Annotated in this window: 14 protein-coding genes; 8 read left to right on the top strand and 6 right to left on the bottom strand. The window is 70.5% G+C overall.

Features of this window, described 5'->3' with window-relative positions:
- Window positions 1–96: 96 nt before the first annotated feature.
- Entirely contained in the window at window positions 97–2079 is a 1983-nt protein-coding gene (locus ACT3UF_RS13955; protein ID WP_444501741.1) for a DEAD/DEAH box helicase, read from the top strand.
- A 131-nt stretch (window positions 2080–2210) separates the two neighbouring features.
- Here ACT3UF_RS13955 and ACT3UF_RS13950 read toward each other — a convergent pair whose 3' ends face one another.
- The gene (locus ACT3UF_RS13950; protein ID WP_441444171.1) at window positions 2211–3095 is read right to left on the bottom strand and encodes a PHP domain-containing protein; all 885 of its coding nucleotides are present in this window, start codon (window positions 3093–3095) and stop codon (window positions 2211–2213) included.
- Window positions 3096–3192: 97 nt separating this feature from the next.
- Between ACT3UF_RS13950 and ACT3UF_RS13945 the strand changes: the two genes are divergently transcribed.
- Genes ACT3UF_RS13945 through ACT3UF_RS13930 form a run of 4 tightly spaced genes read left to right on the top strand, consistent with a single transcriptional unit; the run spans window position 3193 to window position 7890 of the window.
- Complete coding sequence (locus tag ACT3UF_RS13945; protein WP_441444204.1) at window positions 3193–4683, top strand: aminopeptidase P family protein; 1491 nt, start codon at window positions 3193–3195, stop codon at window positions 4681–4683.
- The gene (locus ACT3UF_RS13940) at window positions 4680–6029 is read left to right on the top strand and encodes a magnesium transporter MgtE N-terminal domain-containing protein (protein ID WP_441444172.1); all 1350 of its coding nucleotides are present in this window, start codon (window positions 4680–4682) and stop codon (window positions 6027–6029) included. The genes ACT3UF_RS13945 and ACT3UF_RS13940 overlap by 4 nt, the downstream gene beginning before the upstream one ends.
- 2 nt (window positions 6030–6031) lie before the next feature.
- Entirely contained in the window at window positions 6032–6634 is a 603-nt protein-coding gene (locus ACT3UF_RS13935; RefSeq protein WP_441444173.1) for a DUF1003 domain-containing protein, read from the top strand.
- The gene (locus tag ACT3UF_RS13930; protein ID WP_444501740.1) at window positions 6631–7890 is read left to right on the top strand and encodes an Mrp/NBP35 family ATP-binding protein; all 1260 of its coding nucleotides are present in this window, start codon (window positions 6631–6633) and stop codon (window positions 7888–7890) included. Before ACT3UF_RS13935 ends, ACT3UF_RS13930 begins: the two co-directional genes overlap by 4 nt.
- Before the next feature lie 184 nt (window positions 7891–8074).
- On the opposite strand, the gene ACT3UF_RS13925 is transcribed toward ACT3UF_RS13930, so the two are convergent.
- Window positions 8075–8488 (bottom strand): twin-arginine translocase TatA/TatE family subunit, encoded by a 414-nt coding sequence (locus tag ACT3UF_RS13925; RefSeq protein ID WP_441444175.1) that lies wholly within the window; start codon window positions 8486–8488, stop codon window positions 8075–8077.
- Between the two features lie 129 nt (window positions 8489–8617).
- On the opposite strand from ACT3UF_RS13925, the gene ACT3UF_RS13920 reads away from it, so the two are divergent.
- A complete protein-coding gene (locus ACT3UF_RS13920; RefSeq protein WP_441444176.1) occupies window positions 8618–9271 on the top strand; it encodes an O-methyltransferase in 654 nt (217 codons plus the stop codon).
- Window positions 9272–9421: 150 nt separating this feature from the next.
- On the opposite strand, the gene ACT3UF_RS13915 is transcribed toward ACT3UF_RS13920, so the two are convergent.
- The 3 genes from ACT3UF_RS13915 to dapE form a co-directional block, all read right to left on the bottom strand.
- The gene (locus ACT3UF_RS13915) at window positions 9422–9589 is read right to left on the bottom strand and encodes a DUF3117 domain-containing protein (protein WP_010551467.1); all 168 of its coding nucleotides are present in this window, start codon (window positions 9587–9589) and stop codon (window positions 9422–9424) included.
- A 342-nt stretch (window positions 9590–9931) separates the two neighbouring features.
- On the bottom strand, window positions 9932–10759 hold the full coding sequence (locus ACT3UF_RS13910) for a TIGR00730 family Rossman fold protein (RefSeq protein ID WP_441444177.1): 828 nt from the start codon (window positions 10757–10759) through the stop codon (window positions 9932–9934).
- Between the two features lie 16 nt (window positions 10760–10775).
- Entirely contained in the window at window positions 10776–11879 is a 1104-nt protein-coding gene (dapE, locus tag ACT3UF_RS13905; protein ID WP_441444178.1) for a succinyl-diaminopimelate desuccinylase, read from the bottom strand.
- Window positions 11880–11948: 69 nt separating this feature from the next.
- Between dapE and ACT3UF_RS13900 the strand changes: the two genes are divergently transcribed.
- Window positions 11949–12845, top strand: coding sequence for a hypothetical protein (locus ACT3UF_RS13900; RefSeq protein ID WP_441444179.1), 897 nt, complete (start codon window positions 11949–11951; stop codon window positions 12843–12845).
- Between the two features lie 12 nt (window positions 12846–12857).
- Here the strand turns inward: ACT3UF_RS13900 and ACT3UF_RS13895 are convergent, their stop codons facing one another.
- Entirely contained in the window at window positions 12858–14618 is a 1761-nt protein-coding gene (locus ACT3UF_RS13895) for an FAD/NAD(P)-binding protein (RefSeq protein WP_441444180.1), read from the bottom strand.
- A 90-nt stretch (window positions 14619–14708) separates the two neighbouring features.
- Between ACT3UF_RS13895 and ACT3UF_RS13890 the strand changes: the two genes are divergently transcribed.
- The gene (locus tag ACT3UF_RS13890; RefSeq protein ID WP_441444181.1) at window positions 14709–15605 is read left to right on the top strand and encodes a hypothetical protein; all 897 of its coding nucleotides are present in this window, start codon (window positions 14709–14711) and stop codon (window positions 15603–15605) included.
- The last annotated feature ends 3 nt before the right edge of the window (window positions 15606–15608 follow it).

The raw sequence follows: 15608 nt of genomic DNA, 5'->3' as shown, positions 1-15608 counted from the left end.
CAGGATCACTGTGAGTGGGAAAGAACCTGATCCGGGTGCCGATTCGGGCATGGGGGCTACGATGGCTATGCATATCCATGATCAGAGAGTTGAACGGTGCCTGAAACCATCCCGCACACCGATGAGGCCGTGTCGGCCTCCCCTGCCGTCGAGCTGAGCTCCGGCACCCCTGCCCCGGCCGAGCCGGAGCAGACCTTCGCCCATTTCGATGTTCGCACGGACATCGTCGAGGCACTGGCCGCGAAGGGCATCACCACTCCCTTCCCGATCCAGTCGCTGACCCTTCCGGTCGCCTTGCGCGGCCGCGACATCATCGGCCAGGCCAAGACCGGTACCGGCAAGACGCTCGGTTTCGGCATCCCGCTGCTGCAGAACTCCGTGGCCCCGGGCGAGCCGAACCCTCAGAACCGGGTGATCGGAAAGCCGCAGGCCCTCGTGGTGCTGCCCACCCGTGAGCTCGCAGTGCAGGTCGCTCAGGATCTTCAGACCGCGTCGGCGAAGCGGCCGATCCGGATCCTCACGGTCTACGGCGGCCGTGCCTACGAGCCGCAGATCGAAGCGCTCGAGAAGGGTGTCGAGGTCGTCGTGGGCACCCCGGGGCGCCTGATCGACCTGATGCGTCAGAAGTATCTGGACCTCTCCCAGGTGCGCACCGCGGTGCTCGACGAGGCCGACGAGATGCTCGACCTGGGCTTCCTCGAGGACATCGAGAAGCTGCTGCAGGCGGTGCCCGGCGATCGGCAGACGATGCTGTTCTCCGCCACCATGCCCGGTCCGATCATGGCGCTGGCTCGCCGGTTCATGAAGCAGCCCACGCACATCCGGGCGCAGGATCCGGGCGATGAAGCCCGCACGAAGGCCGACATCAAGCAGGTCGTCTACCGTGCCCACCAGCTCGACAAGATCGAGGTGATGGCCCGCATCCTGCAGGCTCGCGGCCGCGGCCTGTCGATCATCTTCATGCGCACCAAGCGCCAGGCGGACCGGGTGGCCGGCGATCTCGCCGATCGCGGCTTCGCCGCCGCTCCCCTGCACGGCGACCTCGGCCAGGGCGCTCGCGAGCAGGCGCTGCGCGCCTTCCGCAACGGCAAGATCGACGTGCTGGTCGCGACCGACGTCGCCGCCCGCGGCATCGACGTCACCGACGTCACCCATGTCGTGAACTGGAACTGCCCGGACGACGACAAGACCTACCTGCACCGCACTGGCCGGACCGGGCGTGCGGGCAAGAAGGGCACTGCGGTCACGTTCGTGGACTGGGAGGACCTGGCGCGCTGGGCTCTCATCGCCCGCCAGCTGGGCCTGGAGTCCACCGAGGCCGTGGAGACCTACTCCACCTCCGATCATCTGTTCGCCGAGCTCGACATCCCTGCAGGGGTGAAGGGCACGCTGCCCAAGGGCGCGCGCACCCGCGAGGGTCTCGAGGCGGAGACGCTCGAGGATCTGGGCGGGACCGACCACTCCGGCCGCAGCTCGCGGGAGAGCCGCGGACGTGACGGCGGCCGCAGCCGCGAGGGCGGCCGTGGTCGTGATGGTGGCCAGGACGGTGGCCGCGCTCGTGAGGGAAGCCGGGGACGGGACGGCGGTCGCGAGGGCAGCCGTGACCGTGACGGCAGCCGTGACCGTGATGGCAGTCGTGACGGCAGTCGCGGACGTGACCGCTCCCGTGGTGGGCGCAGCGAGAGCCGCGTCCAGGATGGCGAGAGCACGGAGAGCACCGCGAGCCAGGACGTCGCCGGCACCTCGAGCGACGCCGGTTCGAACACTGCTGGCTCCCACACTGCCGGCTCGAACGCTGCCGTCAGCGGCGCGTCCGCCTCCGAGCGTCCCCGCCGCAGCCGTTCGCGGTCGCGCACCCGTCGGGTCAACGGCGAGGTGGTCGACGAGACGCCGACCGGGACGTCGGCCAGCGACAAGAGCGGCGAAAGCAAGAGCGGCGAGAACAAGGGCAGCGGAAGCAAGGGCGGCGAGAGCCGGGGCGAGTCCTCGGGCGATGACCGTCCGCGCCGTCGCCGGTCCCGGGGCGGCCGCGGTCGCTCCGGCGGCAACAGCTCCGGAGCTGCTCCGCAGGAGGGCTGAGGCCCGCGGAAGGTCAGCTCCTCGAGGATGCTGAACCCCGCACGGTCGCAACCGAGCCTTCACGGTGGGCCATGAACGGCGGCCCATGAACGATGGCCCATGATCAGGCAGATCATGGGCCATCGTCATGCTCAGGGCCGGATGATGCGGGTGCCGCTGGTGGCCCGTGCTGCGATCGACTCGAGCACCTCGGGGGCGGTGAGATTCTCGCCCAGCTCATTGGGCTTGCCGCTGCCGTGGAAGTCGCTGCCGCCGGTGATCAGCAGGTCGTGCCGCCGGGCGAACTCGCGCAGCCGTGCGGTCTCCGCCTCGTCGTGCTCGCGGTGGTCGACCTCGATGCCGTCCAGCCCCGCGTCGACCATCGCCTCGAGCAGCGCGAGCGGCAGGTCGTCGTCGCGGGTCACCGAGCCGGGATGCGCGACGATCGAGACGCCGCCCGCCTCCCGGATCGCACGCACGGCGGCCAGCGGCGAGGGGGCATAGTAGGGCACGTAATAGGGGCCGGAGGGACGCAGCACCTCGGTGAAGGCCGCAGAGCGGTCCGGGACCACCCCGGCGGCCACGAGCGCGTCCGCGATGTGCGGGCGACCGATCACGGTGGTCTCGCCGGCGACCTGGGCGGTGACGTCCTCCCAGCTGAGCGGGTGGTCCACGGAGATCAGCTCGACCATCCGCCGCGCGCGCTCGACCCGTGAGGCGCGGGCGCTGGCCATCTCCTCAGCCAGGTCGGAGTCCGGCGAGGGGTCCACCAGCAGCGCGAGGATGTGCACGCTCGAGCTCTCGTGCTCGCTCGAGACCTCGATCCCCGGCACAGCCGCCAACCCGCTGGCGGCCACCGCCGCCGGCAGCTCGGACCAGCCATCCACGGTGTCGTGGTCCGTCAGAGCCAGCACGTCCAGGCCTGCTGTGCGGGCCTGCGCGAACAGCTCCCCCACTCCCGTGGTGCCGTCGGACCACGAACTGTGGGAATGCAGATCGATGCGCTGGCTGTCTGGGGAGTCTGACCTCTCACTCATACGACCAGGGTAGACCGCGACATGAGAACATCGTGGTGTGAACACCGAGAGCGTCAAGAGCACCCAGAACACCGAGAGCGCCGAGAGCGCCGAGCGGATGAGGGACCTCGCCTGCCGAGGAGATTCCCGCTCCCAGCGCCCCAACAATGAAGCCTTCCGAGAGTTCATCTCCTCCGGCTGGGACGAGACCGTCCCCGATGCCGCCCGCCTCGAGTCTGCGGACGCCACCCCGGCGCGCCGGGATGCGCTGGTGCGCCGCCTGCCCGGTACCCGCCTGGTGCTGCCTGCCGGTGTGCTCAAGGTGCGCTCCAACGACACTGACTACCCCTTCCGGCCCGATACCGCCTTCGCGTACTTCTCGGGCCTCGGCACCGATGAGGAGCCGGACAGCGTGCTCGTGGTCGAGCCTTCTGCCGAGGACCCCGAGACTGCGGAGGCGACCTACTTCTTCCGTCCCCGCGCCGGGTTCGACACCGATGAGTTCTATGCCGATTCCCGCTATGGCGAGATGTGGGTGGGACGTCGGCCCACTCTCGTCGAGGCCTCGCAGCGCCTGGGCATCGAGGTCCGTCACATCGAGGATCTGCGCGATCACCTTGCGAAGGATGTCGGCGCCCAGCTGTCGCTGAGCGTGATGCCGGGCGTGGACGCCGCCGTGGAGTCGATGGTCGAGGAGATCCGCGGCCAGAACGGCCTGCCCGGCGGGGACGAGGCCCTGGGCGAGCATGCCGCTCTCAAGGAGGCCGCGAGCGAGCTGCGCCTGGTCAAGGACGAGTACGAGATCGGGCAGCTGCAGAAGGCGGTCGACGCCACCATCCGCGGCTTCGAGGACGTCATCCGCCACCTGCCGGAGGCCGTCGGCCATCCGCGCGGCGAGCGCGTGATCGAGGGAGTCTTCGCCGCCACCGCACGGGCCGACGGCAACGGCGTCGGCTATGACACCATCGCCGCCGCCGGCGACCATGCCTGCACCCTGCACTGGACACGCAACCACGGCGTCGTGCGCGGGGACGAGCTGGTGCTGATCGACGCCGGGGTCGAGGTCGATTCGCTGTACACCGCCGACATCACCCGCACCCTGCCCGTCGCCGGCACCTTCTCACCGGTGCAGCGGAAGATCTATGAGGCGGTGCTGGCAGCCTCGGACGCCGCCTTCGCAGTGGCCCGTCCCGGGCTGCGATTCCGTGAGCTGCACGCCGCGGCGATGGAGGTCCTCGCCCATACGCTCGAGGAGTGGGACCTGCTGCCCGGCACCGCGGAGGAGTCACTCTCCCCCGAGGGCCAATGGCATCGACGCTGGATGCCCCACGGCACCAGCCACCACCTGGGGATGGACGTGCACGACTGCGCCCAGGCTCGCCGCGAGATGTACCTCGACGCGGAGCTCGAGCCGGGCATGGTCTTCACCATCGAGCCCGGGCTGTACTTCAAGGAGAACGACCTGCTGGTCCCCGAGGAGCTGCGCGGCATCGGGGTGCGCATCGAGGATGACGTGCTGGTCACCGCCGACGGCGTCCGGAACCTCTCCGCCGCCGCACCTCGCGGCGCCGACGAGGTGGAGCGCTGGATCGCCGAGCTGCGGCAGTGAGCACCACGGCTCAGCCGCGCTTCTACGCGGCCCGGCTCGCCGGCACCTCGGTCTTCGATCCCATCGGAGACGTGGTGGCGACGGTCCGTGACGTGGTGGTGGTGCCGCAGTCCCGCACCAGCGCGCGGGCCGTCGGCCTGGTGGTCGAGGTGTCCGTCAAGCGCCGGGTGTTCCTCCCGATCACCCGGGTCACCTCCATCTCCCCCGGCCAGGTGATCTCCACCGGGGTGCTCAACGTGCGACGTTTCGAGAAGCGCACCGGCGAGCTGCTGGTGATCGGTGAGCTGCTGGATCGGGCGGTGACGCTCCTCGACGGCACCGGCGAGGCGACGGTGCTGGACATCGCGCTGGACCAGAACCGTCACCGCGACTGGGACGTCTCCCGACTGCACCTGCGCCGCCGCCGCGTGGGCAGCTCGCTGAGCCGGCTGGTCACCCGCGGCCAGACCCTCACCGTCGAGCTGTCCGAGGTCTCGGGGCTCTACGGCACCCAGGCTGAGCAGTCCGCGCATCTGCTGGCCGCGTCCTATCAGGATCTGAACCCTGCCGACCTCGCCGAGATCATCCAGGAGCTCGAGCCCAAGCGCCGGATCGAGCTCGCCGGTGAGCTGGCCGACGAGCGCCTCGCCGACGTTCTCGAGGAGCTCCCCGAGGACACCCGGGTCGAGGTGGTCACCGGGATGGACGCCACCCGCGCGGCGGACATCCTCGATGCGATGGATCCCGACGACGCCGCGGACCTCGTCCAGGAGCTCCCCGAGCATGTCGCTGCGCACCTGCTGAACCTGATGGAGCCCGAGGAGGCGGAGGACGTCCGCCGCCTGCTCGCCTATGACGAGTACACCGCCGGCGGCATGATGACCACCGAGCCGCTGATCGTCGCGCCGGAGACCCCGGTGGCGCACTGCCTGGCGATGATCAGCCGCGAAGCGGTCCACGCCGCTCTCGCCTCGACCGTGCACGTGTGCCGCTCCCCGCTCGAGACACCCACCGGGAAGCTGCTCGGCATCGTCCACTTCCAGCAGCTGCTGCGGGAGCGTCCGGACCGCCCTGTCGGCGAGATCATCGATCCCGACCGGGTCGCGGTCGAGCCCTCCGCCCCGCTGTCCACCGTCACCCGCGAGATGGCGACCTACAACCTGGTCTCCATCCCGGTGATCGATGAGGACGGCCGCCTGCTGGGCGCGGTCACGGTCGATGACGTGCTCGACCATGTGCTGCCCGATGACTGGCGCGAGCAGGACGAGCCGCCGCCCGCCACCGGACAGATCGATCTGTCGGAGATCGCCCGGGCCACCGCCCGGGACGCCGAGGCCGCCGCCGCGGACCGCACGAAGGGAGAGTGAACATGGCAGAGCGCAACCCCGCCCCGCTCGATGATCCGGCACCCCGGCGCCGGCCGCTGCTGCGCAACCCCTTCCGCGGAGACACCTTCGGGCGCGGTGCGGAGGGCTTCGCCCGGATGATGGGCACCCCGGCGTTCCTGGTCGGCATGACCATCTTCTGCGCGGTGTGGCTGACCTGGAACTCGCTGATGCCGGAATCGGCGCAGTTCGATCCCCGGGCCCTGAATTTCACCCTGCTGACGCTGATCCTCTCCCTCCAGGCCTCCTACGCCGCGCCCCTGCTGCTGCTCGCGCAGAACCGTCAGGACGACCGTGATCGCGTGCAGGTCGAGCAGGATCGCCAGTCCAACGAGCGCAACCACGCCACCACCGACTTCATCACCCGAGAGATCGCCTCGCTGCGCCTGGCGCTGAACGATGTCGCCACCCGCGACTTCGTGCGCGGCGAGCTGCGCGATCTGCTCGACGATCTCGAGGCGCCTCCCGCGCCCGCCCCCGACGCCGACGCTCTGCGCGCGATCCTCCGTGAGGAGGTCGAGGCGGCGCTGGTCCGCCGTGACGCAGGCGACGGCGCCACGTCATCGAAGGAGCAGCATCCTCAATGAACGCTTCCGACCCCATGAATGCATCAGACCCAGTGAACGCGTCCGACCCCCGGAACGCCTTCGAACAGCCCGCTCCCGCGCACACCACCGGCGAGCAGCCCACCGAGCATCCCGGTGACGGACAGAGCGCTGAGGATTCGCGCGTCGCGCAGATCCGCGAGGCCCTGAACGGGGTGATCGACCCCGAGATCCGCCGTCCCATCACCGAGCTCGGCATGGTCGGCTCCGTCGACGTCGATGCCGAGGGCGTCGCGAAGGTTCATGTGCTGGTCACGATCGAAGGCTGTCCGATGCGTGATCGCATCGAGCGCGAGACTGCGGAGGCGACCGCGACCGTGCCCGGACTCTCGCGGGTCGAGGTCTCGACCAGCGCGATGACCGAGGAGCAGCGCAGCGAGCTCACCAAGCGGCTGCGCCAGGGCCGCCGCCAGATCCCCTTCAACCAGCCCGGCTCGCTGACCCGGATCTTCGCGATCTCCTCCGGCAAGGGTGGGGTCGGCAAGTCCACGGTGACCGCGAACCTCGCCGCGGCGATGGCGGCCGACGGACTGCGCGTGGGGGTGATCGATGCAGATATCCATGGCTTCTCGATGCCCGGCATGTTCGGCATCACCGACCAGCCCACCAAGGTCTCCGATCTGCTGATGCCTCCGGAGGGCCACGGGGTGGCGGTGATGAGCATCGGCATGTTCGTGCCCGAGGGGCAGGCGGTCGTCTGGCGCGGACCGAAGATGCACCGGGCGATCGAGCAGTTCGCCTCGGACGTCTTCTGGGGTGACCTCGACGTGCTGCTGCTGGACCTGCCGCCCGGCACCGGAGATGTGGCGATCTCCGTGGCCCAGCTGCTGCCCAGTGCCCAGATGGTCGTGGTGACCACGCCCCAGCAGTCCGCCTCGACGGTGGCCGAGCGGGTGGGCTCGCTGTCGACCTCGACCGAGCAGGAGGTCGCCGGGGTGGTCGAGAACATGGCCGGGCTGACCCTGCCCGACGGCACCGTGATGGATGTCTTCGGCACCGGTGGCGGGGATCGCGTCGCCGCGACGCTCGCCCGTGCCGTGGGGCACGACGTGCCCGTGCTGGGCCGGATCGCGCTGGATCCCGCGCTGCGCGAAGGCTCGGACCGGGGCGTGCCGCTGGTGGTCTCCGACCCCGATTCGCCGACCGCGATGGCACTCAAGGGTGTGGCCCGAGCGCTCGTGCGCAAGCCTCGCGGGCTGGGTGGGATGAAGCTGCCGCTGACGGTCGCCCGGTCCTGACAGGGGCACTCGGTCTTCAGGCCCGGGGCCGTCGGCTCCGGGGTGTCAGTTCAGGGGCGTCAGTTCAGGGGCGCCAGATCCGGCTGCGGAGTCCGCTCAGGTGGATGCTGCCGTCAGCTCAGGCGGCTGCCGCCGTAGGCTCAGGTGGATGCCGCCGTCGGCTCAGACGGATTCTGCCGTCAGCTCAGGTGGCTTCGTCGTCGAAGGGCGCCCGCTTCGGGGCCTTGTCCTTCGCCGACTTCGAGCCGGACTTCGCACCCTTCTTGGCGGCACCTGCTGCGGCGCCCCCGGCGGCGATGCTCATCGCCTCCTTGCCGGGCAGCAGCTCCTCGAGGTCGGTGTCACCCCAGGCCTCGCGGATGATGCGGCGAGGATCGTACTGGCGGGGGTCGTACTTCCGGAGGTCCTCGATGGCGATGCCCATCTCGTCCTCGACGGTCGAACGTGAGTCGTCCACCCAGCGGCGCGCCTGGCGCACCCACGAGATCAGCTGCCGGGTGACGTCAGGAAGACGCTGCGGCCCGACGAACACCAAGAACACGATGAGCAGGACGACGAGCTCCCACCCACCGAGGCCGATGAATCCGGTGCCGCCCATTGTCCACCTGTACGTCTCGAGGTCCGCTGATGCCTGACATTATTGCATCGCGCACCGCGCGGGGCTCACAGGAGCGGCGGCTGTCGTAGGATCGGCCAGAACATAAGAGTGAACGGAGAGGATGCACAGATGTCGTCGGGAAAGGTGGCCAGCTGGGCCCATGGGGAGGAGTTCGTCGATGAGGCGACCCTCTTCTCCGACGATGGCATCCTCGCCCGAGCCAGGGATCGTGGCGCCGAGCTCGGCGCCACCCCGGTGCTCCCGGGCGCCGGGGCGCTCATGCGGGTGCTCGCCGCGGCGGTGCATGCACGCTCTGCAGTCGAGATCGGCACCGGCAGCGGCGTCGGCTCCCTCTATCTGCTCTCCGGCATGCACCCGGAGGGAGTGCTCACCACGATCGACCCCGAGGTCGAGAACCAGCGCGCGGCCCGCGAGGCCTTCGCCGAGGCCGGGATCCGCTCCCCCCGGGTGCGGACCATCGCCGGGCGTCCCCGTGACGTCGTCGGCCGCCTCACCGATCATGCCTACGACCTGGTGAGCTTCCCGGCCCATGCCCCACATGCGCTGGACCTGCTCGAGCACGCCCGCCGGCTGCTGCGGCCGGGCGGCGTGCTTGTGATCCCCCATGCGCTCTACCACGATCGAGTTGCCGACCCGGCGGCGCGGGATGCGACCACCCAGGCGGTGCGCGCACTGCTGAAGGGGATCACCGATTCCGAGGACCTGGTGGCCACGCTGACCGGCAGCGGGGACGGGGTGCTCGCCGCAGTGCTGCGCGGCTGAGACCCGACCGCAGGCTCCCGTGTGAACGCCCGTCCCCGGAACGCACTGCACCGCACGGCACGGCACCGCACGGCCTGATGAACACCGCCTGAGACAACAACAACAGCCCCGCACCGAATGGTGCGGGGCTGTGGTCTGGGATGGCGAGTTCTACTTGATGACGCCCTCGAGGGCATCCCGCAGCTCCACGGCTTCCGACGCGGCGATCTCGACGACCAACCGGCCGCCCCCCTCGAGCGGGACTCGCATGATGATGCTGCGTCCCTCTTCCACGACTTCGAGCGGACCGTCCCCGGTGCGCGGCTTCATAGCAGCCATCGCGTGCCTCCTTGGTGTGTCACTGCCCTTGCATGGCTCCCCCGGACGGGGCCTCGGGCAATGCGCGTACGGTGGCCATTATCTCAGGTCTCGGGACCTTTTCGCACGTCGGGTCCGGCGAGGCCTCGCCGGGAGGTCGATACCGTCCCCGAACCGGCCCATGGCGACCCCCACCATGAGCGCTCCCACCAGCACTGCGACGAGCAGCAGGAGCAGCACCATCGGACTCGCTGCACTCATGCGCCAGCCCCCTCCCGCTCGTCCCTCGCAGTTCGTCGACCGACGGAGTTCATGAGTCGGTCTCCTCCCACTCGTCCCTCGCAGTTCGTCGACCGAAGGTGTTCATCCCTCCGCTACGACCTGACGCGCAGCCTCTGCGCGGGCGACGTGCGTGGCGGCCGATCGCCGGAGGGCCTCCTGCTTGTCGGCGGACTCGACCTCCGCCGCCTCGCGCAGCACCTCGAGCGCTTCCTCGGGAGTGTCCACCACGCGCATCAGGTCGATGTCGGCAGGATTGATCATCCCGCCCTCCGCCACCGCCGTGCGCAGCCAGTCCAGCAGCCCCTGCCAGTAGGAGCGGCCCACCAGGACCACGGGGAACAGGTCGACCTTGTGGGTCTGCATGAGGCACAGGGCCTCGAACAGCTCATCGAAGGTGCCGAAGCCTCCCGGCATCACCACGAAGCCGCTGGAGTACTTCACGAACATCGTCTTGCGGGCGAAGAAGTAGCGGAAGTCGACACCGAGATCGACGTACTGGTTCAGGCCGGTCTCGTAGGGCAGCTCGATCCCGAGCCCCACGGAGACGCCTCCGGCCTCCTTCGCGCCCCGGTTCCCCGCTTCCATGATGCCCGGGCCGCCACCGGTGATCACCGCGTAGCCCAGGTCGACCACGCCCTTGGCGATCTCCACCGCGCACTGGTAATAGGGGTCGTCCTCGCCCAGCCGGGCGGAGCCGAAGATGGAGATGGCGGGGCCGAGCTCGGCCAGTGCCCCGAAGCCCTCGACGAACTCGGACTGGATCCGCAGCACCCTCCAGGGATCGGAGTGGACCCACTGGCCGTTGCCACCCTCTTCCAGGAGCCGCTGATCGGCGGTCCGGTCGGGTCGTTGGGAGCCGCGCATCGTGATCGGGCCCTTGCGGTATTGCTCTCGTTCCTCAGGCGTCATGGAGCGAGCGTAGCTCTCAGACGGCCAGGAATCGGCGCAGCCCCACCAGGGCCGCCTCGAGATCCTCCAGCGGCACGTGTTCGTCATCGGTGTGGGCGAGCAGCGGATCGCCGGGGCCGAAGTTCACCGCAGGGGTGCCCAGCGCGGAGAAGCGGGCGACGTCGGTCCAGCCCTGCTTCGCGGCCAGCGACACGCCCTCGCCGAGAGCCGCGAGGAATCCGCGAGCCGCATCGTTGTCCAGACCGGGCAGCGCGCCCCCGGCCGCATCGATCACGACGATCTCCAGGTCCAGGCCTTCGAGGACCTCCTGCACGTGCGCCTCGGCCTGCTCGACGGAGGTGTCCGGGGCGAAGCGGTAGTTCAGCACGGCGCTGGCCCGATCTGGGATCACGTTGCCGGCGATGCCGCCGGTGATCGAGACGGCGTTGAGGCACTCGCGGTACTCGAGCCCATCGATCACGGCGCGCCGTGCCTCGTAGGCGGCGAGGCGTTCGAGCACGGGGGCGAGATGGTGGATCGCGTTGTCGCCGACCCAGTCCCGGGCGGAGTGGGCGGCGACGCCGCGGGTGGTGACCTCGAGCTTCATCGTGCCCTTGCAGCCTCCCTCGACCCCGGCCGAGGTCGGTTCGCCGAGGATCGCGAAGTCCGCCTCGAGGTAGTCGGGATGCTCTACGGCGATCCGGGTCAGGGCGTTGTCCGCCGCCGCGACCTCCTCGTGGTCGTAGAAGATCCAGGTGAGATCCACAGGGGCGGTGGCTGCTTCGACGGCGAGCTTGAGGAACACCGCGACCCCGCCCTTCATGTCGCAGGTGCCCCTGCCCACCAGCTCCTCGCGACCCTCACGGACCCGGCGGGTCGAGGGCAGGTTGTCCGCGAGCGGGACGGTGTCGAGATGGCCGGCCAGCAGCACGCGCTGGGCAAGGCCCCGGTGGGTGCGGGCGATGACGGTGTCTCCATCACGCAGCACCTCGAGATGGGGCGCGTGCACGCGCAGCGCCTGCTCGACGGCATCCGCGAGCGCCTGCTCGTTCCCGGAGACGGATTCGAGGTCGACGATCGCAGCGGTGAGGTCGACGATGTCGGCGCGGGGGTCGAGGGCAGGGGCGGCCTGGTTGCTCATGGCGGTCATCGTGCCACGTCCGGGTATGGCAGGATCGCTGCGGTCATCCACCCACCGCGAAGGAGTGCTGTGCAGCTCGACGGCGAGGAACTGCGCACTCGCGCGGAGTCGGACGGCAGGGTGATCGCCGGGCTGCTCGACGTCTCGCAGCGCACCCGCTGCGCCGGCTCGAGCGACGAGCAGATCGCTGCGGGGAACCTCGCCGCCGCGCGGCGGGCAGTGCTCGAGTCCCGACCCGTCCCCCAGCCGGAGGAGCTCGAGAGCGCGGAGGCCGTGATCACCGCTGATTCCCGCACGCAGCGCCTCACGGGACATGCCTCCCGCGCCGAGTGTGCGCTCATCCTGGTCGGCGCGGTGTTCCTGGTCGCCGGTGGGCTCGGAATCCTGTTCAGCTCGGAAGTGCTCTTCGCCCTCGGTGCGATCGGGCTGGTCCTCGGCGGCGTGATGCTGCTGGTCCAGTGGTGCTGGCGCCGGCTGATCGCACGGCGACGGGTGACGGTGCTGATCGACTGGGCCGCGGGGCGGGACGGGCAGCTCGCACGCGGGCTGCCGCCGGTCGGGACCGTCGATGCGCCCTCCCTCTGGGAGAGCCGAGCCGCCCGGTCCGTCATGGCCTGGACGACGGCGTTCGGCGGGCTCCTGCTCGTGATCCTGGCGTGGGACGCCTGGCCCGGGTTCTCACGGGCGATCGCCGATGGGAGGGCGCCGGGCTGGGAGGAGCTCGAGGTCGAGAGTTTCCTCCTCTGGCCTGCGCTGCTCATCACGGTGCTCGGCGCCGCGTATCTCCTGGGGCGGCGTCCGATGCGCATGATCGTGGGCCGCCGTCGACACGCTCTGGAGTGGCTGCCGACCTCGGATCATGCCCGGCCGGATGACGACGAAGACGATGCTGATGAGGCTGCTGAGTGGGATGACTCGGACGACTCAGAGGAATGGGACGACACAGAGAGCCTCGACGACGAGTAGGTCACGCAGCGCTCAGTCCTCGGCGAGCGCTCCGCCGGCCCGGGCCAGCCTCAGCGCGATCGCCTCGGCATGGCGCAGCAGCTGGGCGCCGGTGCCGGGCTCGGCGGTGATCGAGGAACCCGGCTGGGCGGTGCTGACGGGGACTCCGACCAGGAGCCTGCGTTCGTAGACCGTGCCATCCACCCCGACCGGCGCATACAGACCATCCACGGCGATCGAGCCGGTGAGCATCCGGCGCCGGGTGCCGCGGGAGGCCCAGAAATCCTTCTGCGCCTCCCCCCGCTCGCGCCAGGCGCCCAGCAGGGCGCTGCGGTAGGCGGGCAGATCCACCGGCGGCAGGTGCGCCTCGAGCACCCCGTCGCACAAGGTGGTCTCACCCTCGGCGCCGTGCACCGCGAAGCGGCCCGCCTCGTCGTCGATGTCCAGGTGCATGCGGGGGCCGGTGAACTCCAGCAGTCCCGCCTCGGCCAGGGCGAGCACCTGCCGTGCCCGCAGCACGGGCGGGCCCGAGGCCCAGGAGGCGAAGGCGTTGCGCAGATGGCCGTCGATGTCCTGCCGTACGGACTCGGTGGTGTAGGCGCCGAGATCGGTGAGCCGGTTGACCTGGATCCGCAGGGCGATCAGCACCCGATAGATCAGCACCCAGGCGGGATCGGGCTCGGCCGCGGCTCGCAGCGCCTCCTCGAGCACCTCCCGGGTGCTGCGCGCGGGATGCGGGTTCTCTCCCCCGCGTCGGCCGAAGGGGAACAGCAGCGGGAGCAGTGCTTCGTCGCGGGCGAGCTCGGGGAATCCGCCTCTGTGCAGTGCTCTGCGCAGCTCCGCGAACATCAGCGGCATCACGTCGTGCTCGTGGTCCACGCCGGCGGCGCGCACTGCGAGCTCGAGCACCCGCTCCCCCGTGAGCACCTCGGGAAGGTAGGGCTCGGGCATCTGCGCGCCGAGATCGGGCTTGGGCCGGTAGACCATGCCGGAGCGGGAGCCGACCACCAGGAGCGGCTCGCCGCCCCCGGGCACATAGCGCAGGCCCGACGGGGCGGTGTGATCCGACTCGAAGCGGCCGCCGGCAGCGGCGGTGAGCATCCCGATCGCGTCGTAGAAGTTCAGGCCCATGCCCTGGACGGCGACGGCCTCCCGTCCCAGCAGCGAGGCGTAGTCCACCTCGAGCGGGTTCGCGGGACCGAGATGGACCAGGCCGTGACGCTCCGCGGCGTCGGCCAGCTGCTGCGAGCGGGGGCTGAGCGCGGTGGGAAGGTGCCCGAGCGCGAGCGCGACCGCGTCGGCGCGCAGCACGCGCCCGTCGGACAGCCGCACGCGCTGTGGCCCGTCAGCCTCCCCGGTCACGTCGACCGCTTCGGCGGCGTGCTCGACGATCCGCAGCCGGGCGGGATCGGCGTCGGCCTTCGCCGTCTCGAGCACATGGGCGAGGTAGCGGCCGTGGGCTGCGCGGGAAGCGAAGTCAGTGGGCGCGAGCCCCTCACCGGCGAGGTGGTCTGCGAGAGTCTCTGTGCGTGAGGCAGGGAGCACCGCGTGGCACGATTCGTCGGGGTACATCGTGGTCTGGCGGGTGGTGGTGTTCATCAGCAGCACCTCGGACTGGTCGTGCCGCCAGACCGCACCGCCGCGCCCCACCAGCGGGTCGATCAGATGCACCGTGAGCGCGCCGCGCCACTCGGAGCTGGTCGAGGCCGCGACCAGGCGCTCGATGATGGCGGTGCCCCGCGGTCCTGCCCCGACGACGGCGACGGTACGGACGGGATCGGTGGCTGCGGTCATCCCTCAAGTATGGCGCGGCCAGCACACGGCTCTGGACGAGATTCCGTCCTCATGGCCCCTGCGGGTCCGCCGATCTGGGACCATGTCGGCATGTCCACTCCCGCGCCACCGCCGAGGCACCTGCCTCGATCCGAGCCGGCGAATCCCAGCGGTCCGTTCGGCGGGCGTCAGGCTGCGAGGCTCCGGGCGATCGTCAATGCCGATCTGCTGCCCGAGGAGCGCGCTTCGGCCGACGCACTGGTGATGACCGCCTGGCTCACCACCGCACAGCGGGCGCAGTACGCGCCGTCACTGCGCGCCGGCCAGCACACCGAGGAGTTCGTCCAGCGCCTCGCCGATGAGCGCCGGGTGGTGCTCGAGGAGGGCGCCGATCCGGTCGCCGATGAACTCGACTCTGCGGCCCAGGCCGAGCAGGACGCCCGGCAGCTGCCGCTGCGGCTGGTCGAGGCGGTGCTGCTGCTGGTGGTGCTGGGGTGCTTCGTGGCCACGGTCGTGCTGAGCATCCGCTCCGAGGGGTCCGGGATCTCGGATCGTCTCCCGGATCAGGCGCTGCCGCTGCTCGGGACGCTCGTCGTGGCCGCGCTGCTCGCTGCGATCATCGGGAAGATCGCGACCCTGCGACGGGACCGGATCCTGCTGGACTGGGCGGCCTCGCGCCCCGGACAGCTCGGCCGGGGGCTGCCGCTGCGCCGCCCGCTGCAGGGCGAATCTGCCGGACCCGCGCTCGTGCAGGCCCTGGGCCCGGCTCTCCTGGTCGGCGCCGGAGTGCTGGCGATCGTCAGCGGAGCGGCGATCCTGCTGATCACCCTCATGCTCGGAGACGAACAGGGACTGGGCGAGTACGCACCCTGGATGCTCGGGGGCGGGGTGGTCGCGCTGGTCGCCGCGGTGCTCACGATCTATCTGCGCCATCGTCGGCTGCTGAAGGTGGCCCGTCGCGCGCGGGCCGCGGAGTGGATCGGGCAGACCTCCGAGCTCGACGCCTGACCG

Origin of the sequence: Brachybacterium sp. AOP24-D1-21, assembly GCF_052378665.1 — a bacterium.
In the GTDB taxonomy this organism is placed as follows: domain Bacteria; phylum Actinomycetota; class Actinomycetes; order Actinomycetales; family Dermabacteraceae; genus Brachybacterium.
Note: the sequence above shows the minus strand (reverse complement) of the source record. Positions and strands in the feature narration are given on the sequence as shown.